Raw genomic sequence first — 20,516 nt, forward strand, 5'->3', positions numbered from 1 at the left:
TCCTGGGCAGCTATCTGATGATGTGCGTGATGGTTAACTACTAAGTCTCACCGGACTGCCACACAAATTGGGGGCGGCCCCTTCGGGAGCCGCCCCTTTCTTTTGCCTGCGATAGCGGGAAGCATCCGCCGCCCCGGAGCCAGCCGGAACGGCGGAAGGTCAGGCGACCGACAGCGCCAGCGCCCCGTCGCCTTCGTCGATCTTCACCGTCGATCCGTCCTTCACGTCGCCGCGCAGGATCATGTCGGCCAACGGATCCTGGAGGTAGCGCTGCACCGCCCTTTTCAGGGGACGCGCGCCATAGACCGGATCGTACCCCACCCGGCCCAGCCAGGCGCGGGCGGCATCGGTCAGGTCCAGCCCGATCTTGCGATCCTTGAGCAGCTTCGCGACGCGGTTCACCTGGATGTCGACGATCGGCGCCATGTGCTCGGCCGCCAGCCGGTGGAACAGGATGATCTCGTCCAGCCGGTTGAGGAACTCCGGGCGGAAATGCGCGCGGACGATCTCCATCACCTGCGGCTCGATGCTCTCGACCGACTGCCCCTCGCCGAGATTGGTGAGGAACTGGCTGCCCAGGTTCGAGGTCAGGATCACGATCGTGTTCGAGAAATCGACCGTGCGGCCCTGGCCGTCGGTCAGGCGCCCGTCGTCGAGCACCTGCAGCAGCACGTTGAACACGTCGCCATGCGCCTTCTCGACCTCGTCGAACAGCACGACCTGATAGGGCCGCCGCCGTACCGCCTCGGTCAGCACGCCGCCTTCCTCATAGCCGACATAGCCGGGAGGGGCGCCGATCAGCCGCGCGACCGCGTGCTTCTCCATGAACTCGCTCATGTCGATGCGCACCATCGCGTTGGGATCGTCGAACAGGAATTCGGCGAGCGCCTTGGTCAGCTCGGTCTTGCCGACGCCCGTCGGGCCGAGGAACAGGAAGCTGCCCAGCGGCCGGTTCGGGTCCTGCAGGCCGGCGCGCGAGCGGCGCACCGCGGTTGACACGGCCTTCACCGCATCGGCCTGGCCGATGACGCGCTTGCCGAGCTGCTCCTCCATGTTGAGGAGCTTCTCGCGCTCGCCTTCCATCATCTTGTCGACCGGGATGCCCGTCCAGCGCGCGACCACCGCGGCGATGTCCTCGGCGGTCACTTCCTCGCGCAGCATCGCGCCGCGGCTGGTGTTCCGGGCCTCCGCCAGCTGTTTCTCCAGCGCCGGAATCGCGCCGTAGCTGAGCTCGGCCATCTTCGCGAGATCGCCGGCGCGCTGCGCCTGGTCGAGCTCGCCGCGCGCGGCGTCGATCTGCGCCTTGATCTGCGCCTCGGCGTTGATCTTGTCCTTCTCGCCCTGCCAGCGCGTGGTCAGCTCGGCCGATTGCTGCTTGAGGTTGGCGAGTTCGCTCTCAAGCGAGGCGAGCCGGTCCCTGGACGCGGCATCGCTCTCCTTCTTCAGCGCTTCGCGCTCGATCTCAAGCTGCATGATCCGGCGATCGAGATTCTCGATCTCCTCGGGCTTGGACTCGACTTCCATGCGGATGCGCGACGCGGCCTCGTCCATCAGGTCGATCGCCTTGTCGGGCAGGAAGCGGTCGGTGATGTAGCGGTTGGACAGCGTGGCCGCCGCGACGATCGCGCCGTCGCTGATCCGCACGCCGTGGTGCAGGTCGTACTTCTCCTTGATCCCGCGCAGGATCGAGATCGTATCCTCGACCGTCGGCTCGCCGACGAACACCGGCTGGAAGCGCCGCTGCAGCGCGGGGTCCTTCTCGACGTACTTGCGATACTCGTCGAGCGTGGTCGCGCCGATGCAGTGCAGCTCGCCGCGGGCGAGCGCCGGTTTGAGCAGGTTGCCCGCGTCCATCGCGCCCTCGGTCTTGCCCGCGCCGATCAGCGTGTGCATCTCGTCGATGAACAGGATGATATGCCCTTCCGCGGCCTTGACCTCGTCGAGGACGCCCTTGAGCCGCTCCTCGAACTCGCCGCGATATTTCGCGCCGGCGATCAGCGAGCCCATGTCGAGCGACATGAGCGCGCGGTCCTTCAGCGTATCGGGCACGTCGCCATTGGCGATGCGCAGGGCGAGGCCTTCCGCGATCGCGGTCTTGCCGACGCCAGGCTCGCCGATCAGCACCGGATTGTTCTTGGTGCGGCGCGCCAGGATCTGGATGGTGCGGCGGATCTCCTCGTCGCGGCCGATCACCGGATCGAGCTTGCCGGCCCGCGCGGCCTCGGTCAGGTCGCGCGCGAACTTCTTGAGCGCGTCATAGCGATCCTCGGCGCCCGCCGTATCGGCGGTGCGCCCGCCGCGCAGCTGGTTGATCGCCGCATTGAGCGCCTCAGGCCGCGCGCCAGCCGCCTGCAACGCCTTGCCCGCCGCCGTATTCAGCGACAGCGCCAGCGCGACGAGCAGCCGCTCGACCGTGACGAAGCTGTCGCCGGCCTTCTGGGCGATCTGCTCGGCCTGGTCGAGCACGCGCACGGTGTCGTTGTCGAGCCCGGGTTGCTGCTGCGCGCCGCCACCCGAGACCGCGGGGATCTTGGAAAGCGCCAGATCGGTCTCGCTCAGCGCACGCTTCGCGTCGCCGCCGGCGGCGTTGATCAGCCCGCTGGCCATGCCCTGCTCGTCTTCGAGCAGCGCCTTCAGGAGGTGTTCGGGGGCAATCCGCTGATGGCTCATCCGGATCGCGACGGTAAGCGCCGACTGGAGGAAGCCCTTGGCGCGGTCGGTGAATTTCTCGAGGTTCATGCTCGTCCCTGTTGGTTCCTGCCCCGCGAGATAGTGTTGCAAAGATGCAACACAAGGGGCGCTTCCTGCGCTAGTCGTAACATGTAGTGACACAGCCGCCCGCGCCAAGTCACGGCGTGCGCTGGGCTTTGTTGCTTGTCCGAAACCTGTAACTGCACCGTCGCGCAAATGACATGCAGGCTACCCGATGTTGCAACGCACAATCCCTAGCGCCCGTGCAGCGGGGCATTGGGGCCCTGCCAATATTTTTCAGGGAAACATGCATGCGCAAGGCTGCAATCTGGCTGCTCGCCGGTAGTTCGATTCTGATTTCCGGCACGGCGATGGCGCAGGACGTCCAGCCGGTCGCGCCGGCCTCGGCCGCCGACGAGGGCGGTGAAGAGGGCCAGATCGTCGTGATCGGGCGCGGCGAAACCCGTCAGGTCCAGCAGATCTCGGCGAGCGACATCGCCGAGCTCGCAGCCGGCACCAGCCCGCTCAAGGCGATCGAGAAGCTGCCCAGCGTCAACTTCCAGTCGGCCGATCCGTTCGGTGCCTATGAATGGGCGCAGCGCGTCTCGATCCGCGGCTTCAACCAGAACCAGCTCGGCTTCACGCTCGACGGCATCCCGCTCGGCGACGCCAGCTATGGCAACGTCAACGGCCTGCACATCAGCCGCGCGATCAGCAGCGAGAATGTCGGCGAGGTCCGCGTCTCGCAGGGCGCCGGCTCGATCGGTACTCAGGCGACCAACAATCTCGGCGGCACGCTGGAATTCTTCTCGCGCGATCCGTCGGACAGCTTCGGCCTCCATGCCGAGGGCACCTATGGCAGCGAGAACACGGTGCGCCTGTTCGGCCGTATCGAGAGCGGCGACCTGGGCGGCGGCGTGAAGGCCTATGCCTCCTATGTCTATTCGGACATGGACAAGTGGAAGGGCTGGGGTTCGCAGCGCACCAACCAGGCCAACGGCAAGATCGTCGCCCCGGTGGCCGCCGGCATCCGCCTGGTCGGCACGATCAGCTATTCGGATCGCCGCGAGAACGACTATCAGGACCTGTCGCTCGGCATGATCCAGCGCCTCGGCTATGACTGGGACAATATCTCGAACAACTATGCCCTGGCGGTGCGCATCGCCGACATCGCCAACAATCGCGGCGACACCGGCGCCCCGGTCTCGAACGCGGCCGCCGGCACGGTCTATCCGGCGCCGATCACCTCGGTCGACGATGCCTATTTCAACGCAGCGGGCCTGCGCCGCGACTGGCTGGGCTCGTTCGGGGTCGAGGGCGACACCGGCGGGCTGAACTTCGCGCTCAAGGGCTATTACCACAACAACCACGGCCAGGGCCTGTGGTACACGCCGTACGTCCCGAGCCCGGGTGCCGGCGCCTCGCCGATCTCGATCCGCACCACCGAATATGACATGGACCGCAAGGGCGTGTTCGGCCATCTCACCGGCGAGATCGGCGGCAACAACGCGCTGACCGTCGGCGCCTGGTACGAGAACAACGCCTTCCAGCAGGCCCGCCGCTTCTACGCGCTGAGCAGCCGCACCGAAGTGACCCGCGACAGCCTCGACTTCCAGTCGAACCCGTTCGCGACCCAGTGGGACTATGACTACACCACCGACACCTTCCAATATTATGTCCAGGACAAGCTGACGCTCGGCGCGCTGACGCTGAACCTGGGCTGGAAGGGCTTCAGCGTGAAGAACCAGGCCGATCCGAACGTCGCCGGCAGCCTCGCCTCGGGCGAGATCAAGGTGACCGACTGGTTCCAGCCGACCGCGGGCTTCAACTTCCGCCTCGGCAGCGGCGCCGAGCTGTTCGGCGGCTTCAGCCAGGTGACCCGCGCCTTCACCGCCTCGGCCACCACCGGCCCGTTCGCCACCACCCAGGCCGGCTTCAACGCGCTGCTCTCGGGCTCGACCAAGCTCAAGCCCGAACAGTCGGACACTTATGAGCTCGGCGGCCGCCTGCGCTCGGGCCCGTTCACCGGCTCGCTGGCCGGCTATTATGTCAACTTCCGCAACCGCCTGCTCGGCGTGACCACGGGTGCCGGCATCGTCGGCAATCCGGTGACGCTGCAGAATGTCGGCGACGTCCGCTCGCTCGGCTTCGAGGCGACCGGCGATCTGCGCCTGGGCAGCGGCTTCGGCGCCTTCGTGTCGTACAGCTACAATGACTCGACCTATCGCGACGACGTCCGCAACGCCGCCGGCACGCTGCTCGCGGCTACCAGGGGCAAGACCGTGGTCGATGCGCCCAAGCACCTGCTCAAGGGCGAGCTGACCTATGACCTGGGCGGCTTCAACGCCCGTGTCGGCGCCAACTATATGAGCAAGCGCTACTTCACCTACACCAACGACCAGTCGGTCGAGGGCCGCGTCGTGGTCGATGCCACGCTCGGCTACAAGTTCGACCTGGGCGGCCGCCAGCTCGAGATCCAGGCGAACGCGACCAACCTGTTCGACAAGAAGTACATCTCGACGATCGGCACGAACGGCTTCGGCAATTCGGGCGACAACATGACGCTGATGGTCGGCGCGCCGCAGCAGTTCTTCGTGACGCTCAAGGCCGGCTTCTAGGCGGCTTCTCTCTCCCGGACAGCAGGGAGGGAAGGGAAAGGCCGGGGCGAAAGCTCCGGCCTTTTCCGTTTGGGAGCGTCGCCGCCCAGTCCCGCCGTCACCCTGAACTTGTTTCAGGGTCCAAGGTTGGGCTTGGCGACAGCCTCGATAATCGAGCGCTGTCGCCCGCCGCGCGTTGGATGCTGAAACAAGTTCAGCATGACGGTGATGGGAGATCAGTTCTTCTTCGGCGCCGGCACCGGAATGGTAATCACCGCCGGCGACCGTGCCGGGGCTGCAGCCGGCGCACCCGCCGGCCGCGGCGCCTTGGGCGCGTCCTTGGCGAAGCGCTCGCCGAAGCTGTTGCCGACATACCAGCGCGGTTCCTGATCGGCATCGGCGATCTCGCGCGCGATCAGGTAATTGATCTTCGCGAACTTGGCGCCGGCCTTCCAGTCGAAGGGCTGGCGGATGTCGTCGCTCACCTTGTGGTAGTTGGTCTTCAGGAAGTCGCGGAACGCCTTCTCGCCGCCATTCTTGAAGCCGGTGACGAGGAACACCGAAGGCACGCCCGCCTTGACGAAGCTGTAGTGATCCGAGCGCAGGAACAGCTGCTCCTCGGGCATCGGATCGGGCGACAGGGTGACGCCCATCTTCGCCGCCGCGCGCTCGACGATCGGGCCAAGCGTCGAATGCTCCGCGCCGAAGGCGACGACGTCCTGGAAGTCGTAGAGCAGGATCGGCATGTCGAGATTGACGTCGGCCACCACCTTGCCGCTGCCGACCACCGGATAGCGGGCAAGATATTCCGAGCCGATCAGCCCGTCCTCCTCCGCGGTCAGCGCGACGAACAGGATCGAGCGACGCGGCCGCTTGCCGCTCTGGGTGAAGGCGCGGGCGGCTTCCAGCATCGAGGCGACGCCGGCGGCATTGTCCATCGCGCCGTTGAAGATCTTGTCCTCGCCTTCCACGTCGAGCTGGGTGCCCTCGTGATCGAGATGCGCGGAGAGCACGACATATTCATTGGCGAGCTTCGGATCCGATCCCGGCAGGATGCCGATGACGTTGTTGCTCTTCTTGATGGTGACGGTGCTGGTCCGCTGCAGCGTGACCTTCTGCTTGAGCGCGAAGCTTGCCGGCGCCGCATCCGGCTTGGCGAGCGCGGCGTAGAGCTGCGCCGCACTGGTCGGCGCGCCCTTGAACAGCGCGTCGGCGGCGAGGCCCTTGATATAGGCGCCGATCTTGAGCCCGGGGTCCTCGCCCTTGGGGAATCCCTTTGCGTCGAGCCAGTTGCTCTGCGGCATCTGGAAATAGCTGATTGCCTGCGCCCAGGGGAAAGCGCCCTTCAGATTCTCGGGCGTCACCAGATAGATCATGCCGAGCGCGCCGTGCTTGCCGGCGATGCCCGGCTTGTCGATCTTGCCCGGCGCCATGCCCGGCGGCGTGCCGATCAGGGCGACGACGAACTTTCCGGTCACCTCGAGCCCGGCATAATCCTCCTCGCGGCCATGGCCGACGAACACGGCGTCGGCGGTGAGGGTCTGGGTCTCGTCGCCATAGAGCGGGCTCGGCCCGAACAGCACATCCTCGCCGCCCGCGAATTTCTTCGTGCCGATCGTCGCCGAGGCCGGTTTCTCGGCATCGAGCACATAGTCCGCGATGTTGACCGGCTGGTACCAGCCCTGGGTGCCGCCCGGCTTGAAGCCCATCGCGTCGAAGCGACTGGAGACATAGCGCGCCGCGATGTCGAAGCCTTCGGTGCCGTTGTCGCGTCCGCCGAGCAGGTCGTCGGCCAGGAACTCGACATGCGCGCGCACTTCGTCCGGGCTGAACACCGGCTCGCTTTGCGCCCAGGCGACAGCGGGCGCGAGGCCGAGCGACAGCGCGGCGATAAGAGGCTTCAGGCGCATGGATACTCCCGGAATGGCGCGATTTTTCCGCAGGCTAGAGGAAATGAAAGGCGGCGCAACTGACTTGCGGAGGTCATACACCGCGTTATGCTCGACCCCATCCAGACCGTTCGGGGGAATCAAGACAGATGAAATCGTTCCTGATGCTTTGCAGCGCGGCCAGCTGTGCGCTGGCGATCGGCGCCGCGATGCCGGCCGCTGCGCAGCAGGCACCTGCCGCCGCGCCGGCCACCGCTGAGGCCAAGCCGGTGCCGGTCGCCGAGCTCGTGAAGAAGGTCGACATCCCGTATGAGAGCTTCACGCTCAAGAACGGCCTGCGCGTGCTCGTCCACACCGATCGCAAGGCGCCGATCGTCGCGGTTTCGACCTGGTACGATGTCGGCTCGAAGCATGAGCCGACCGGCAAGACCGGCTTCGCCCATCTGTTCGAGCATCTGATGTTCAACGGCTCGGAAAACGCCCCGGGCGATTTCTTCGAGCCGCTCAAGCAGGTCGGCGCCACCGATTTCAACGGCACCACCAGCTTCGACCGCACCAATTATTTCGAGACCGTGCCGCGCCCGGCGCTCGATCGCGCGCTGTTCCTCGAGAGCGACCGCATGGGCTATCTGCTCGGCGCGATCACCCAGGACGTGCTCGATGAGCAGCGCGGCGTCGTCCAGAACGAGAAACGCCAGGGCGACAACCAGCCTTACGGCCTGGTCTATTACAAGGTGCTCGAGGAACTGCTCGGCACCACGCCCTATGGCCATAACGTCATCGGCTCGATGGCCGATCTCGATGCCGCCAGCCTCGACGACGTGAAGAACTGGTTCCGCTCGCACTATGGCCCGAACAACGCGATCCTGGTGCTCGCCGGCGATATCGACGCGAAGGAAGCAAAGCCGCTCGTCGAGAAGTATTTCGGCGCGATCCCGGCCGGCCCCAAGAGCGTGCTGCCCAAGGTGACCGTGCCGACGCTGCCTGCGGCCAAGACGGTGACGATCAAGGACAGCGTGGCCGCCACCCTGATCCTGCGCAGCTGGGCGGTGCCCGGGCTGAACGACAAGGATGCGGTGCCGCTCAGCGTCTTCGCCTCGGTGCTCGGCGGCCTCGCCAGCTCGCGGCTCGACAATGAACTGGTCCGCAAGGACAAGACCGCGGTGCAGGTCTCGTCCGGCATCCAGTCGATGGCGCAGCTCGGCATCTTCACGGTCCAGGCCGTGGTGAAGCCCGGTGTCGACCCGGCGGTCGTCTCCAAGCGGCTCGACGAGATCCTCGCCGATCTGCTCAGGAGTGGCCCGACCGCGGACGAAGTGACCCGCGTCGCCACCACCAAGGTCTCGGGCCGTATCTCGGGGCTGGAATCGGTCGGCGGCTTCGGCGGCAAGGCCGTGGCGCTCGCTTCGGGCGAACTCTATTCGAACGATCCGCTGTTCTTCAAGAAGGAGCTGGAGGCGACCGCGAAGGTCACGCCGGCCGAAGTGAAGGCGGCGGCGAACAAGTGGCTCAACCGCCCGGCGCTCACCGTGATGGTCGTCCCCGGCCAGCGCGAGGCATATCAGGAAGCGACCGCGGTCGCCGCCAAGCCGGCCGAGGGTCCCAAGGCCGAGCCGGTCAAGGGCACGCGCGGCGCACTGCCGGCGGTGTCGCCGATCGGCGACCTCGTCTTCCCGAAGGTGGAGCGCACCAGGCTCTCCAACGGCATCGAGCTGATCTACGCCAACCGCACCGCGGTGCCGGTCACCCAGGTCGAGATGAGCTTCGACGCGGGCGTTGCCGCCGATCCGTCGGAGAAGCTGGGCACCCAGCGCCTGACGCTCAACATGATGGACGAGGGTACCACCAGCCTCGATTCGACGGCGCTGGCCGAAGCGCGCGAGCGCCTCGGCGCCGGGATCAGCTCGGGCAGCTCGGCGGACCGCACCTATCTCAGCGTCGATGCGCCGAGCCCCAATTTGGCGGGCGCGCTCGATCTGTTCGCCGATGTCGTCGAGCGCCCGGCCTTCGCCCCGGCGGAGCTGGAGCGCGTGCGCGGCCAGTCGCTGACCGGCATCGCCCAGGAGCTGACCACCCCGCAGAGCCTCGCTGCCCGCATGACCCCGCGCGTGCTCTACCCGGCCACCAGCCCCTATGCGAAGCTGGGCGCCGGCTCGGGTGACCCGGCGGTGGTCAAGACGATCACCCGCGACGATCTCGTCGCCTGGCACAAGGCGTGGATCCGCCCGGACAAGGCCAAGATCTTCGTCGTCAGCGATCGTCCGCTCGCCGAGATCAAGGCGGCGCTCGAGGCGCGCTTCGGCGGCTGGAAGGTCGATGGCCCGGCGGGCACCAAGGCGTTCGCCGCCGCCAGCCAGGCGGTGACGCCCAAGATCATCCTGATCGACCGGCCGAACTCGCCCCAGTCGCTGATCGTCGCCGCGCAGCTCACCCCGGTCGATCCCTTCGCGGACACGCTGGCGGTGGCGACCGCCAACCAGGCGCTCGGCTCGGGCTTCCTGTCGCGCATCAACATGGACCTGCGCGAGGCCAAGCACTGGTCCTACGGCGCCGGCGGCGGCTTCAACTTCATGGAGCACGCGGTTCCCTACACGATCAGCGCCCCGGTCCAGGCCGACAAGACCGGCGATTCGATCAAGGCGATCCAGCAGCAGGTGAAGGACTTCCTCACCACCAAGGGCGTCACGCCCGAGGAGCTGACCCGCGAAGTCAACGGCTCGACTCGCGAACTGCCCGGCCGCTTCGAAACCTCGGACGCGGTGCTCAACGCGATGCAGCAGAACGACATCCGGCGCCGTCCGGACGACTATTTCAGCACCATCGCGCAAAAATATCGCGCGCTCACCATTCCGCAGCTTGACGCTGCGGCACGCGCGGCTCTCGACCCGAACAAGTTCGTTTACGTGGTCGTGGGCGACGCTTCCAAGGTCCGGCCGCAGCTTGACAGCATCGGCCTCCCCGTCGAGGTGGTTCCGGCAGCGTCGCTGGCGAGCACCAAGCCGGCGGGCAACTAATCAGGAGAGCTCTCATGGCGAATGTGGATGGCAGCTGGAACACGGTCGTGAAGTCGCCGCTCGGTGACCAGGCGGCGGTGTTCACCGTGACCAGCAACGGCGATACCTTCACCGGCACCTTCTCGGGCGCGATGGGCAATGCCGAGGCCAAGGACGGCAAGGTCGATGGCGACAAGCTGACCTGGTCGATGGACGTCTCGGTTCCCATGCCGATGACGCTGACCGGCGAAGCGACCGTGGACGGCGACACGATCACCGGCACCGTCACCGCCGGCGCGTTCGGCGCTTTCCCGCTCACCGGCTCGCGCGCCTAAGCACGCGGCCGCAAGGCTAGACGAGGCGCCCGTCCCGCACCGGCGGGGCGGGCGCCTTGCTTTTGGGCTTCTCAAGCCCCTCCCCTTCAGGGGAGGGGCTTTCATAGGCCCTGCACTCCGCTATGGGCTGAACCCGGGTTCACAAAAGGGGATGACATGGCGGGCGGTCTGGTCGCATTGCTGGATGACGTGGCGGCGATAGCCAAGCTGGCGGCGGCGTCGCTCGACGATGTCGCGGGCGCCGCGGGCCGCGCCGGCACCAAGGCGGCGGGCGTGGTGATCGACGATGCCGCGGTCACCCCGCGCTACGTCGTCGGCCTCACCCCGGACCGCGAACTGCCGATCATCTGGAAGATCACGCTCGGGTCGCTGCGCAACAAGCTGCTCTTCATCCTGCCGGTGGCGCTGCTGCTCAGTGCCTTCGCCCCCTGGGCGGTCACCCCGCTGCTGATGCTCGGCGGCTCCTATCTCTGCTTCGAGGCGGCCGAGAAGATCATCGAGGCGCTCGCCGGCCATCATGCCGAAGAGGAAGTCGCCGAGATCGCCAGCCCGGAGGAGCTCGAGCAGCGCCAGGTCAGCGGCGCGGTCCGCACCGATTTCATCCTCTCCGCCGAGATCATGGCGATCGCGCTCGCCGAGCTGCCCGACGCCTCGCTGCCGATGCGTGCCGCGGCGCTGGCGGCGGTGGCGATAGCGATCACTATCGGCGTCTATGGCGTGGTCGCGCTGATCGTGAAGATGGATGACATCGGCCTGCACCTCAGCCGCAAGCCCTCGGCCGGCGCGCGCCAGCTCGGCGCCGGGCTGGTCAAGGCGATGCCGGTGCTGCTCACCGCGCTGTCGCATATCGGCGTGGCCGCGATGGTCTGGGTCGGCGGCGGCATCCTGCTGCACGGGCTCGAGGTGTTCCACCTCGGCGCGATCCCGCACTTCGTCCACCACATCGCCGAGCTCGCCGGCCATGCCGTGCCGTTCGCCCTGGGCTTCGTGGAGTGGCTGGTCGGCGCGATCGGCGCGGGCATCTGCGGGCTGATCGTCGGCGCGGTGATCGCCGGGCTGCTGCACCTGGTACCGAAGAAGAAGGCGGCGCACTGACCTTAAACTCCCCTCCCTTCCAGGGAGGGGAAGAATCAGCCCCGCTTCACGCGCGTGACATGTCCCATCTTCCGCCCCGGACGCACATCGCCCTTGCCGTAGAGGTGCAGGTGCGTGCCTGGCTCGGCAAGCAGCTCGGCCCAGCGATGGGCGTCCTCGCCGATCAGGTTCTCCATCTCGATCGCGGTGCCGGTAAGCCCGGTCGAGCCCAGCGGCAGGCCGCAGATCGCGCGGATATGGTTCTCGAACTGCGAGCACTCGGCGCCTTCGATCGTCCAGTGCCCCGAATTGTGCACGCGCGGTGCCATCTCGTTGAACACGGGGCCTTCGTCGGTCGCGAAGAACTCGAGCGTCAGCACGCCGACATGGCCCAGCGCCTCGGCGACGCGGCCGGCCAGCGTCGCCGCTTCGGTCCAGTGGCGGGCGATCTCGGCGGGAGCGGGCACGGTCGACTTGTCGAGGATGCCGTCCTTGTGCTCGTTCCAGGGCGGCGGATAGCTCGCCAGCGAGCCATCGACGCCGCGCACCGTGATGATCGAGAATTCGTGGCTGAACGTGACGAAGCCCTCGAGGATCGCCGGACGCTCGCCGATCTCCTCCCAGGCGCTCGCCGCTTCGGCCGCGTCGCGGATGCGCACCTGGCCCTTGCCGTCATAGCCGAGCCGCAGCGTCTTCAGGATCGACGGCGCGCCGATCTCGGCGATCGCCGCCTCGAGCTGCTCGCGCGTCTCGACCAGCGCCCAGGGTGCGGTGCGCCCGCCAAGCGCCGCGACGAACGCCTTCTCCCGCGCGCGGTCCTGCGCGATCGACAGGCTCTGCGCGCCGGGGCGCACCGGCACCTTGCCGGCGAGGAACTCGACCGGGCCGACCGCGATATTCTCGAACTCATAGGTGATCACGTCGCACTGGGCGGCGAGCTCATCGAGGACGATGCGGCTGTGATAATCGGCGCGGGTGTAGCTCGAGGCGGTCTGGGCGGCGACGCTCTCCTCGTCGGGCGCCAGCACATGGGTGCGATAGCCGAGCTGGGCTGCGGCGACCGCGAGCATGCGGCCGAGCTGGCCGCCGCCCAGGATGCCGATGGTCGAGCCGGGGGGAAGCGCGCCGCTCATTCGGGGTCGATCGCCACGCTCTCGGTCTGCGCCGCGCGCCACGCCTGGAGGCGTTCGCTCAGCGCCTCGTCCGACGTCGCCAGGATCGCGGCGGCGAGCAGGCCGGCATTGATCGCGCCCGCCTTGCCGATCGCCAGCGTGCCGACGGGGATGCCGCCGGGCATCTGGGCAATCGAGAGCAGGCTGTCCATGCCCTTCAGCGCCTTGGACTCCACCGGCACGCCCAGCACCGGCAGGTGCGTCATCGAAGCGGCCATGCCGGGCAGATGCGCTGCGCCGCCGGCGCCGGCGATGATCACCTTGAGCCCGCGATCGGCCGCGCCGGTCGCATAGTCATAGAGGCGCTGCGGGGTACGGTGCGCGCTGACCACCTTGGTCTCGTGCGGCACGCCGAGCTTCTCGAGCACTTTGGCGGCGTGGTGCATCGTCTCCCAATCGGAGGTGCTGCCCATGATGATGCCGACCAGAGGTGCCACGTCTTGCCCCAAGCTGTTGGAAGCGCGCTGACTAGAGCGAAGGGCGGGGGAGGGCAACACCCTTAACTCCCCTCCCTGGAAGGGAGGGGCGGGGGGTGGGTGGAATGCGCGCGATACGGAAAGGCCTGGCGATACGGCTCCGTATCACCAGGCCCTGACCCACCCCTCGGTCCCCTCCCTTCCAGGGAGGGGAAGAAGGATTACCGCTCGCTCAGATAATAACGATCCACCGCGTTCAGCTCGTCGTCCAGCTCATAGACGATCGGTGCGCCGGTCGGGATCTCGAGGCTGACGATCTCCTCGTCCGGAATGCCCGAGAGATGCTTGACCAGCGCGCGCAGCGAATTGCCGTGCGCCGCGATCAGCACGCGCTTGCCGGCCTTCAGCTCCGGCGCGATCGTCTCTTCCCAATAGGGCAGCACGCGCGCGATCGTGTCCTTCAGCGATTCGGTCTGCGGGATCGGCACGCCGTGATAGCGCTCGTCCTTGGCGAGGTCCCAGGGCGAGCCCTCTTCCGGCAGCGGCGGCGGCACGTCGAAGCTGCGGCGCCAGATCTTCACCTGCTCGTCGCCATGCTTGGCCGCGGTCTCGGCCTTGTTGAGCCCGGTCAGGCCGCCATAATGGCGCTCGTTGAGCTTCCAGCTCTTCTCCTCGGGCAGCCACAGCCGGCCCATCGCTTCCAGCGCGAGGTGCAGCGTCTTGATCGCGCGGCTCTGGAAGCTGGTGAAGCACAGGTCGAAGTCGAGCCCCTTCTCCTTCATCAGCACGCCCGCGGCGGTCGCCTCGGCCACGCCCTGCTCGGTCAGATCGACGTCCCACCAGCCGGTGAAGCGGTTCTCGAGGTTCCAGGCCGACTGGCCGTGGCGGATCAGGACAAGCGTGGGCATCGGGGAACTCCTTGCAACCGGTTGAGGGCGCTCTTAGCGGCAGCAGCGACAGGGACAAGCGCAAGGGAGTCGCAAGATGGCGATCATTCGGCAAACTCTGGTGTATCAAGGCTCCGGCGGCCCGTTCGAAGGCGTGATCGCCTATGAGGACGAAGTGACGACGGCGCGCCCCGGCGTGCTCGTCCTGCCGAACGTGCTCGGCCAGAAGGAAGCCGACAACGTCCATGCCGAGAATCTCGCCAAGCTCGGCTATGTCGCGCTGGCGGCCGACGTCTATGGCCAGGGCAAGCGGACGCAGCACGGCCCCGATGCCGGCGTCTACATGAACGAGCTCAACGCCGATCGCGCGCTGCTGCGCGACCGGCTGGAGGCATCGCTTGAGGCGCTGGCCAGCTTCGGCAATGTCGATCCCGGCAAGCTGGCGGCGATCGGCTTCTGCTTCGGCGGCAAATGCGTGCTCGACATGGCGCGCAGCGGCCTGCCGATCCTCGGCGGCGTTTCCTTCCACGGCGTCTATGACCAGCCGAACTATTTCACGGTCTCGCCGATCAAGACGAAGCTGCTGGTCTGCCATGGCTGGGAAGACCCGATCGCCCCGCCCGAGAAGACCGTGGCGCTGGCGCAGGAGCTGACCGAATCGGGCGCCGACTGGCAGATCCACGCCTATGGTCATGCCGGCCATGCCTTCACGGACCAGGACCGCAAGGAGTCCAAGGTCCCCGGCGTCGTCTATGAGCCCAAAGCCGATCGCCGCAGCTGGCAGGCGATGACCAACTTCCTCGAAGAGGTGTTCGCCTGAGCAGCGGGATTTCCGCGCTGCCCCCTCGCTGATCCCCGGCGTTCGCCCGGGATCAGCGCACCGAAAGGCTGATTCATTGATCCGCACCGCTGATCGAGTCGGGACTTGGAAGAGATGACGCCGCCCCGCCCCAAGCTGCTGGACCGCGTCACCACCCGCACGGTCGACGAGGCGGAAGTCGTCGCCTCGGTGCTGCTGGCGATCGCGGTGGCGCACTGGCTGGGGGCGGCGAACGTCTATTGGGCGGCCTTTGCCGGATATATGGTGATGCGCGGCCATGCCGGCGAGACGCTGGTGCGCGGGCTGCTGCGGATCACCGGCACCGGCGCGGGTGGCCTGCTCGCGCTCGCCGCCGCGCCGTTCCTCGGCTGGTGGCCGGCCGCCGCGGCGGCCTTGTTCCTGGTCGGCGGCGGCGCGCTCTATGCGGCGATCACTGCCAGGCGCTCCTATGCCTGGCTGTTCTTCGGGCTCACCTTCGCAATGGTCGTGCTCGACAAGCTTGCCCATCCGCACGTCGCGCTTGCCAGCTTCGTCGAGACGCGGGTGCTGGAGACGGTGGCGGGTACGCTCGCCTGCGTCGCGGTCAGCCTTGCCTCCACGCTCACCCTGCGCCGGCGCTGGCCGGCGACGCCCGCGCCGCGTCCCGCCGGGCTCGGCTGGCACCCGGAAGCCGCGCGGCACGCGCTGCAGGCGGCGACCGCGCTGGCGCTGCTTGTCGGCCTGTCCGCCTGGCTGCATGTCCCGGCGCTGTCCCAGGCCGCGATCGGGATCATGGCGGTGATGCTGGTCCCCGCCGATTCGATCGGGGCGAGCGGGCTGCTGCCGGTCAGCCGCCGGCTGGTGCAGCGCTTCCTCGGCTGCCTGGCCGGTGCCGCGCTCGCCGCGCTCTTCCTGTTCGTCGCGCACGGATCGGCGCCGCTGCTGGTCCTCGGCACCGTGATCGGCGTGGTGATCGGCAAGCATCTCGAAAATGGCGACCATGCCCATCGCTATGTCGGCACCCAGTTCGCGCTGGCGATTCTCATCGTGCTGGTGCCGGACAGCTATGCCGATGCCGAGATCGGCCCCGCCCTGATGCGACTCGCCGGGGTGCTGATCGGCTTCGCGGTGCTCGAGCCGGTGCTGCTCGCCTGGCACTGGATCGCGCCGCGCCGGCAAGTAGTGCAACAGTCAAACAGCGACGGGCCCGGCGATATCTAAGGAAACCGGCGAGTCGCCCCGGATGGTTAACGAAATGCCTCCAGCAGCAACTAGGATTCATCCGTAAGGTGCGACTACCATAAGGGTCTGCGCCGAATATTCGCGGGTCCTTGCCCGGTTCATAAACCCCTCACGACAGCAGCCGAGCGGTTGCAGAAGCAGGGGATTGCAGACCATGTCGAAGACCACGATCGCGCTTGAAGCCGCCGTTGCCACCGTCCTTGAGAACACCCCCAAGGATGCGCCGCAGACCAACCGCCAGCGCGTCACTGTCGATCGTGCCTTCGCCCAGATCCTCAAGCTGATCGCCCCGCGCATCCGCCACTTCGTCCGCCAGTATGGCCTCACCGCGCACTGGGAAGACGCCGAGCAGTGCTGCGCCATTGCGGTGCACCGCGCGATCGAGAGCTATGACCCCACCAAGGCGCAGTTCACCACGTTCGTGAACTGGCAGATCCGCGGCGAGCTGCAGAGCCTGCGCTTCCGCCTGATGACGGACCAGCGCCCCTCGGCGAAGAAGGTCGAGGCGACCACGATTTCGCTCTCCGCCCTTGCAACTTCGCCCGACGGTGACGAGATCTCGCCCGAAGCGATGATCGAGGACGAGGATGCGCTGGGCCGCACCGAGGCCGGCGCGTCGGACTATCTCGCCGAGGGCGCGGTTTCCGACCTGATCGACGCCTATGTCGACCAGCTCCGCAAGGTGGGTATCGAATCCCTCCGCCGCCGCCCCCGCGCCAAGGGTGCCGATGCGCCCGTCCGCCGCTCGGGCCCGTTCAAGACGGTCGATCCGGTCGAGATGGAGAAGCTCGAAGCCAAGCTGCAGCGCGACCGCGAGATCGTCGAGCGCCGCATCTTCGAAACCGCCACGCTCGACGAGATCTCGAACGACACCGGCGTAACCAAGGAGCGCATCCGCCAGATCACCAAGCGCGCCACCAAGACGCTGGTCGAGATCGCCACCGAGCAGCCCCGCTTCGCCGTGATGGCCGAGGATGCCCGCCGCGCCATGCCGCCGGCCCGCCCGCGCCGCAGCGCCGCGGTTGCCGCCGCCAAGGTCTCGCTGCTCCCCGATCCCAGCGCGCTCCACAACCGCCTGGCCCATGTCGAAGCGATCGAGGCCGAGCGCCGCTCCTACATCACCCCGGCGCTGCCGGTGATGCAGCTGGTGATGCACTGATCCCGCGCACCGGGCTGCACTGAACCGGAAAAGGCCGAGGCTGGGTGCCTCGGCCTTTTCCGTTTCCGGCGTTGGATCGGTCCTAGACCACCCGCGACAGGAAGCGGCTGAACGGATCCTCGCGATAGTCGCCGAACGGGCCGCAATCGGTGAAGCCGAACTGGCGGTAGAGCGCATGGGCGGCGTCGAATGCGTCGCCCGATCCGGTTTCCAGGCTCACCCGCTTGTAGCCGCGCGCGCGGGCGGTGGTCAGGATGTGTCCGACCAGCTTGGCCCCGGTGCCACGGCGCAGATGCTCGGAGGCGGTGCGCATCGACTTGATCTCGCCATGCTCCGAATCGAGCTCGCGCAGCGCCCCGCAGCCGAGCAGGTCCTCGCCATCCCATACGCTCCAGAAGGTCACGTCGGGCGTGGCGAGGCCGGAGAGGTCGAGGAAATGGCAGCTGTCCTTGGGCGAATTCGCCAGCATCCCGGCGAAATGCGTCTCAAGCAGCGCACGGACCCGCGAATCGTCGAGCCCGCCCTCGCGGATTTCCATTTCCTGCTCCCCCTTCTTGTTTTCCTTGGGCTCAAATCTCGTCGATAAATCCTGCCAAAGTCTCAAGACACGAGTGCGCCAGCGTCTTGCACCGCGCCGGCGACCAGGCGAACTCGGGGTCCGCATTCACTTCGTGGTCCTTGAACGGCATCTCCAGCGTCATCGAGACCGCGCCGAAGCGCTCGGCGAGCTGGTTGGTCGACATCGAGAGATTGGCCTGGCCCGGCGCCGACTTCTCATAGCCCAGGTCGAGCTGGAAATCGGGGGTCTGCTTGGCGAGGCGGCGGGCATATTCGTAGAATTTCTCGCCATGTTCGTCGGTCCAGGACGCGATGCCCTCATAGCCGGCCAGGAAGTTGGCCGGGATCGCCTCGTCGCCATGGATGTCCATCGCGAAATCGACGCCGGTCCCGTCCATCGCCGCCTTGACGAGGAACACCTCGGGGCTCTTCTCCATCGTCGGCGCATGCCATTCGCGGTTGAGGTTGATGCCCGCCGCGTTGGTGCGCAGATGGCCGCGGCGCGAGCCGTCGGGGTTCATGTTCGGCACGATGTGGAACACGGCCTTTTCGCGCAGGGCGAGCGCGGTCTGGTTGGTCGGATCGGTCAGGAACTCGAGCGCCCCTTCCATCCACCACTCGGCCATGGTCTCGCCCGGATGCTGGCGGGCATAGAGCCACACGGTCTTGGGGCCGGTGCCGAGCGTCAGCAGGTCCATCGGCTGGCCGTCGAGCGTCTTGCCGAGCTCGCGGTGCGCCACGCCGGGCATCAGCGCCATGCGGCTGATCAGGTCGTGGTGCCGCTCCATCGAATAGGGCGCGAAATAGGCGAACCAGACGAGATCGGTGTCGATCTCCTTGGTGAAGGTCAGCACGCCGTCGGCATAGGACGAATCGGCCGTCCGCCACGCCTCGCGGTCGGTCGACCAGCGCGCCTTGTAGCCCGGCCAGCCGAACGCATAGGCCGCGTTCCCCGCGTTCAGCAGGCGGAAGGTGAGCTTGCGCCCCTTCGCGCCCGCCACGCGGAAATGGAACCACTGGTAGAAGTCGGACAGGTGATCGGTGACGATCTCGAGGTCGACGCGGTCGCCCTCGATGCCGACGAGGCGGATGTTGCCGGAATCGAAGCCGGAATTGATCTGGATGGTCATTTCACCGTGATAGTGATGCCGGACTCGCCGGGGAAGTCCTTGAACAGCGCCCGGGCCATGCGTGCCGCCGCAACCGCCGGCTGGTCGGGATCGGTGCCGCTCACGCTGCCGCTCTGGGCGCGGCCTTCCCACACCGTGGTGTTGTCGCTGCGCCGGCGCAGCTGCACCCACAGCTCGGTCTGGTAGAGCTCGCGCACCTTGCCGCCGATGCCGAATCCGACATCGCCGCCAACGCCCACGCCGCCGCGGCGCCCGCCGCTATAGCTGCCGCCGCCGACGCCGATGGTGACGGGCGGCGGCTCCTTGAAGGCGCCCTTGCTCGTGCGGCGGAAAGCGACCGCGGCGATATAGCCCGAGGGCGTGCTGCTCACCGACTGGACATAGCCCAGCCGCTCCAGCTCGGCACGCACCGCGTCCGAATAGGCCTGGTATTCGGGCCCGAACGTATCGGTGTTGGCCATCGGCTCGACCGCCACCGTGGTGCGCTCCAGCGGCGCGCCCAGATGGTAGCGGGTCACGTCGATCGGCTGGGGACGATAGGTGGGAGCGCAGGCCCCCAGCGCGACGAGCAAGGCGATGCTGAGCGGCTTCTTCACGCGACGAACTCCTGTTTCGCGAACGGAACGTCCCCGTTTGCCCTCCAACACCGACCGCGTCGAGTCGGTTCCGTAGGGCGATCGGGCGACTCCTGCCTTGACTTGCCCGGGATCGGACACTAGGCGAGCCCCTCTTTTCCGGCATTCCAAATTTGAGAAGCGAATCGGTCATGAAGATCGTGAATTCATTGAAGTCGCTCAAGGATCGGCATCGCGACAACCGCGTGATCCGTCGTCGTGGGCGCATCTACGTCATCAACAAGACCCAGAAGCGGTTCAAGGCCCGCCAGGGCTGATCCTGCGCGTGGAGGCCCCGTCGGCCGTCATCTTCGACGTCGGCAACGTCCTCTACGACTGGAATCCGCGGTACTTGTACGAGCGCCTGATCGGTGACGATCGGGCGCTCGACGCGTTTCTGGGTAACGTTGCCACCAAGGCGTGGCATTTCCAGCACGATGCTGGTCGCCCCTTTGCCGAGACCTCGGCAGAGCTGGCCGCCGCGCACCCCGAGTTCGCCGAGATGATCGCGCTCTGGGGTCCGCGATTCGACGAGCAGATCCCGCATGCGTTGCCGGGCATGCCGGAGCTGGTCACGGAGCTCGACGAATCGGGCGTGCCGCTCTTCGCGATCACCAATTTCTCGGGCGAGTTCTGGCCGCCCTTCCGCAACCGCGAATCGGCCTTGTTCGATCGTTTCCGCGACGTGGTCGTCTCGGGCGATGAGAAGCTGGTGAAGCCCGATCCCGCGATCTACGCGCTGGCGCTTGCCCGATTCGGGCTGGCGGGATCGGATGCGGTGTTCATCGACGATCGCGAGGACAATGTCGCCGCGGCCAATGACGCGGGCATCCATGGCCTGCTGTTCACCGGCGCGGACAAGCTGCGCGCGGACCTGAAAGGCCTGGGCCTCCTCTGAGCCCTTACCCGTTCCCCGGGGGGGGGGGGGGGGGGCGGGGGGGGGGGGGGGGGGGGGGGGGG

General features: G+C 67.2%; 17 protein-coding genes. 9 read left to right on the plus strand and 8 right to left on the minus strand.

Translation table 11 applies throughout. The annotated features are described in order from the left end of the window. Nucleotides 1-159: 159 nt before the first annotated feature. A complete protein-coding gene (gene clpB, locus AAHM44_RS22150; RefSeq protein WP_342251348.1) occupies nucleotides 160-2,739 on the minus strand; it encodes an ATP-dependent chaperone ClpB in 2,580 nt (859 codons plus the stop codon). Between the two features lie 263 nt (nucleotides 2,740-3,002). On the opposite strand from clpB, the gene AAHM44_RS22155 reads away from it, so the two are divergent. Next, on the plus strand, nucleotides 3,003-5,309 hold the full coding sequence (locus tag AAHM44_RS22155) for a TonB-dependent receptor (protein ID WP_342251349.1): 2,307 nt from the start codon (nucleotides 3,003-3,005) through the stop codon (nucleotides 5,307-5,309). Between the two features lie 215 nt (nucleotides 5,310-5,524). Here the strand turns inward: AAHM44_RS22155 and AAHM44_RS22160 are convergent, their stop codons facing one another. Then, nucleotides 5,525-7,198, minus strand: a complete 1,674-nt coding sequence (locus AAHM44_RS22160) for a M20/M25/M40 family metallo-hydrolase (RefSeq protein WP_342251350.1) — start codon at nucleotides 7,196-7,198, stop codon at nucleotides 5,525-5,527. Nucleotides 7,199-7,326: 128 nt separating this feature from the next. Here AAHM44_RS22160 and AAHM44_RS22165 point away from each other — a divergent pair, with 128 nt between their 5' ends. The 3 genes from AAHM44_RS22165 (at nucleotide 7,327) to AAHM44_RS22175 (ending at nucleotide 11,600) form a co-directional block, all read left to right on the plus strand. Beyond that, nucleotides 7,327-10,191: a M16 family metallopeptidase gene (locus AAHM44_RS22165; protein ID WP_342251351.1), complete on the plus strand. Its 2,865-nt coding sequence runs from the start codon at nucleotides 7,327-7,329 to the stop codon at nucleotides 10,189-10,191. Between the two features lie 14 nt (nucleotides 10,192-10,205). Continuing rightward, the gene (locus tag AAHM44_RS22170) at nucleotides 10,206-10,505 is read left to right on the plus strand and encodes a hypothetical protein (RefSeq protein ID WP_269573020.1); all 300 of its coding nucleotides are present in this window, start codon (nucleotides 10,206-10,208) and stop codon (nucleotides 10,503-10,505) included. Between the two features lie 156 nt (nucleotides 10,506-10,661). Further along, on the plus strand, nucleotides 10,662-11,600 hold the full coding sequence (locus tag AAHM44_RS22175) for a DUF808 domain-containing protein (protein ID WP_342251352.1): 939 nt from the start codon (nucleotides 10,662-10,664) through the stop codon (nucleotides 11,598-11,600). A 35-nt stretch (nucleotides 11,601-11,635) separates the two neighbouring features. On the opposite strand, the gene AAHM44_RS22180 is transcribed toward AAHM44_RS22175, so the two are convergent. From AAHM44_RS22180 to gpmA, 3 genes are all read right to left on the minus strand, one after another. After that, nucleotides 11,636-12,712 carry a 5-(carboxyamino)imidazole ribonucleotide synthase gene (locus AAHM44_RS22180; RefSeq protein ID WP_269573018.1) on the minus strand — a complete coding sequence of 359 codons (1,077 nt, stop codon included), beginning with the start codon at nucleotides 12,710-12,712 and terminating at the stop codon, nucleotides 11,636-11,638. Further along, on the minus strand, nucleotides 12,709-13,164 hold the full coding sequence (purE, locus tag AAHM44_RS22185; protein ID WP_269576516.1) for a 5-(carboxyamino)imidazole ribonucleotide mutase: 456 nt from the start codon (nucleotides 13,162-13,164) through the stop codon (nucleotides 12,709-12,711). Before purE ends, AAHM44_RS22180 begins: the two co-directional genes overlap by 4 nt. A gap of 224 nt (nucleotides 13,165-13,388) precedes the next feature. Beyond that, the gene (gene gpmA / locus AAHM44_RS22190; RefSeq protein WP_269573017.1) at nucleotides 13,389-14,075 is read right to left on the minus strand and encodes a 2,3-diphosphoglycerate-dependent phosphoglycerate mutase; all 687 of its coding nucleotides are present in this window, start codon (nucleotides 14,073-14,075) and stop codon (nucleotides 13,389-13,391) included. A gap of 76 nt (nucleotides 14,076-14,151) precedes the next feature. Here gpmA and AAHM44_RS22195 point away from each other — a divergent pair, with 76 nt between their 5' ends. The 3 genes from AAHM44_RS22195 to AAHM44_RS22205 all read left to right on the plus strand — a co-directional run bounded on the left by AAHM44_RS22195 (nucleotide 14,152) and on the right by AAHM44_RS22205 (nucleotide 17,254). Further along, on the plus strand, nucleotides 14,152-14,874 hold the full coding sequence (locus tag AAHM44_RS22195; RefSeq protein ID WP_342251353.1) for a dienelactone hydrolase family protein: 723 nt from the start codon (nucleotides 14,152-14,154) through the stop codon (nucleotides 14,872-14,874). A gap of 114 nt (nucleotides 14,875-14,988) precedes the next feature. Continuing rightward, nucleotides 14,989-16,074, plus strand: coding sequence for an FUSC family protein (locus AAHM44_RS22200; protein WP_342251354.1), 1,086 nt, complete (start codon nucleotides 14,989-14,991; stop codon nucleotides 16,072-16,074). Between the two features lie 175 nt (nucleotides 16,075-16,249). Continuing rightward, the gene (locus AAHM44_RS22205; RefSeq protein WP_342251355.1) at nucleotides 16,250-17,254 is read left to right on the plus strand and encodes a sigma-70 family RNA polymerase sigma factor; all 1,005 of its coding nucleotides are present in this window, start codon (nucleotides 16,250-16,252) and stop codon (nucleotides 17,252-17,254) included. An 82-nt stretch (nucleotides 17,255-17,336) separates the two neighbouring features. On the opposite strand, the gene AAHM44_RS22210 is transcribed toward AAHM44_RS22205, so the two are convergent. Genes AAHM44_RS22210 through AAHM44_RS22220 form a run of 3 tightly spaced genes read right to left on the minus strand, consistent with a single transcriptional unit; the run spans nucleotide 17,337 to nucleotide 19,538 of the window. Then, entirely contained in the window at nucleotides 17,337-17,792 is a 456-nt protein-coding gene (locus tag AAHM44_RS22210; protein WP_269573013.1) for a GNAT family N-acetyltransferase, read from the minus strand. Nucleotides 17,793-17,823: 31 nt separating this feature from the next. Beyond that, on the minus strand, nucleotides 17,824-18,942 hold the full coding sequence (locus tag AAHM44_RS22215) for a M14 family metallopeptidase (RefSeq protein WP_269573012.1): 1,119 nt from the start codon (nucleotides 18,940-18,942) through the stop codon (nucleotides 17,824-17,826). Continuing rightward, nucleotides 18,939-19,538 carry a DUF4136 domain-containing protein gene (locus AAHM44_RS22220; protein WP_269573011.1) on the minus strand — a complete coding sequence of 200 codons (600 nt, stop codon included), beginning with the start codon at nucleotides 19,536-19,538 and terminating at the stop codon, nucleotides 18,939-18,941. Before AAHM44_RS22220 ends, AAHM44_RS22215 begins: the two co-directional genes overlap by 4 nt. A gap of 170 nt (nucleotides 19,539-19,708) precedes the next feature. On the opposite strand from AAHM44_RS22220, the gene ykgO reads away from it, so the two are divergent. Continuing rightward, on the plus strand, nucleotides 19,709-19,834 hold the full coding sequence (ykgO, locus tag AAHM44_RS22225; protein WP_086130464.1) for a type B 50S ribosomal protein L36: 126 nt from the start codon (nucleotides 19,709-19,711) through the stop codon (nucleotides 19,832-19,834). Between the two features lie 8 nt (nucleotides 19,835-19,842). Continuing rightward, nucleotides 19,843-20,454, plus strand: coding sequence for an HAD family hydrolase (locus tag AAHM44_RS22230; protein ID WP_342251356.1), 612 nt, complete (start codon nucleotides 19,843-19,845; stop codon nucleotides 20,452-20,454). Nucleotides 20,455-20,516: the final 62 nt, after the last annotated feature.

It is taken from the genome of Sphingomonas sp. OTU376, assembly GCF_038440415.1.
Taxonomy (GTDB): Bacteria; Pseudomonadota; Alphaproteobacteria; order Sphingomonadales; family Sphingomonadaceae; genus Sphingomonas; species Sphingomonas kyeonggiensis_A.

Coding starts and splice junctions, on each gene's coding strand:
- clpB (WP_342251348.1), bottom strand. CDS start 2,739: ATGAACCTCGAGAAATTCACCGACCGCGCCAAGGGCTTCCTCCAGTCG.
- AAHM44_RS22155 (WP_342251349.1), top strand. CDS start 3,003: ATGCGCAAGGCTGCAATCTGGCTGCTCGCCGGTAGTTCGATTCTGATT.
- AAHM44_RS22160 (WP_342251350.1), bottom strand. CDS start 7,198: ATGCGCCTGAAGCCTCTTATCGCCGCGCTGTCGCTCGGCCTCGCGCCC.
- AAHM44_RS22165 (WP_342251351.1), top strand. CDS start 7,327: ATGAAATCGTTCCTGATGCTTTGCAGCGCGGCCAGCTGTGCGCTGGCG.
- AAHM44_RS22170 (WP_269573020.1), top strand. CDS start 10,206: ATGGCGAATGTGGATGGCAGCTGGAACACGGTCGTGAAGTCGCCGCTC.
- AAHM44_RS22175 (WP_342251352.1), top strand. CDS start 10,662: ATGGCGGGCGGTCTGGTCGCATTGCTGGATGACGTGGCGGCGATAGCC.
- AAHM44_RS22180 (WP_269573018.1), bottom strand. CDS start 12,712: ATGAGCGGCGCGCTTCCCCCCGGCTCGACCATCGGCATCCTGGGCGGC.
- purE (WP_269576516.1), bottom strand. CDS start 13,164: ATGGGCAGCACCTCCGATTGGGAGACGATGCACCACGCCGCCAAAGTG.
- gpmA (WP_269573017.1), bottom strand. CDS start 14,075: ATGCCCACGCTTGTCCTGATCCGCCACGGCCAGTCGGCCTGGAACCTC.
- AAHM44_RS22195 (WP_342251353.1), top strand. CDS start 14,152: ATGGCGATCATTCGGCAAACTCTGGTGTATCAAGGCTCCGGCGGCCCG.
- AAHM44_RS22200 (WP_342251354.1), top strand. CDS start 14,989: ATGACGCCGCCCCGCCCCAAGCTGCTGGACCGCGTCACCACCCGCACG.
- AAHM44_RS22205 (WP_342251355.1), top strand. CDS start 16,250: ATGTCGAAGACCACGATCGCGCTTGAAGCCGCCGTTGCCACCGTCCTT.
- AAHM44_RS22210 (WP_269573013.1), bottom strand. CDS start 17,792: ATGGAAATCCGCGAGGGCGGGCTCGACGATTCGCGGGTCCGTGCGCTG.
- AAHM44_RS22215 (WP_269573012.1), bottom strand. CDS start 18,942: ATGACCATCCAGATCAATTCCGGCTTCGATTCCGGCAACATCCGCCTC.
- ykgO (WP_086130464.1), top strand. CDS start 19,709: ATGAAGATCGTGAATTCATTGAAGTCGCTCAAGGATCGGCATCGCGAC.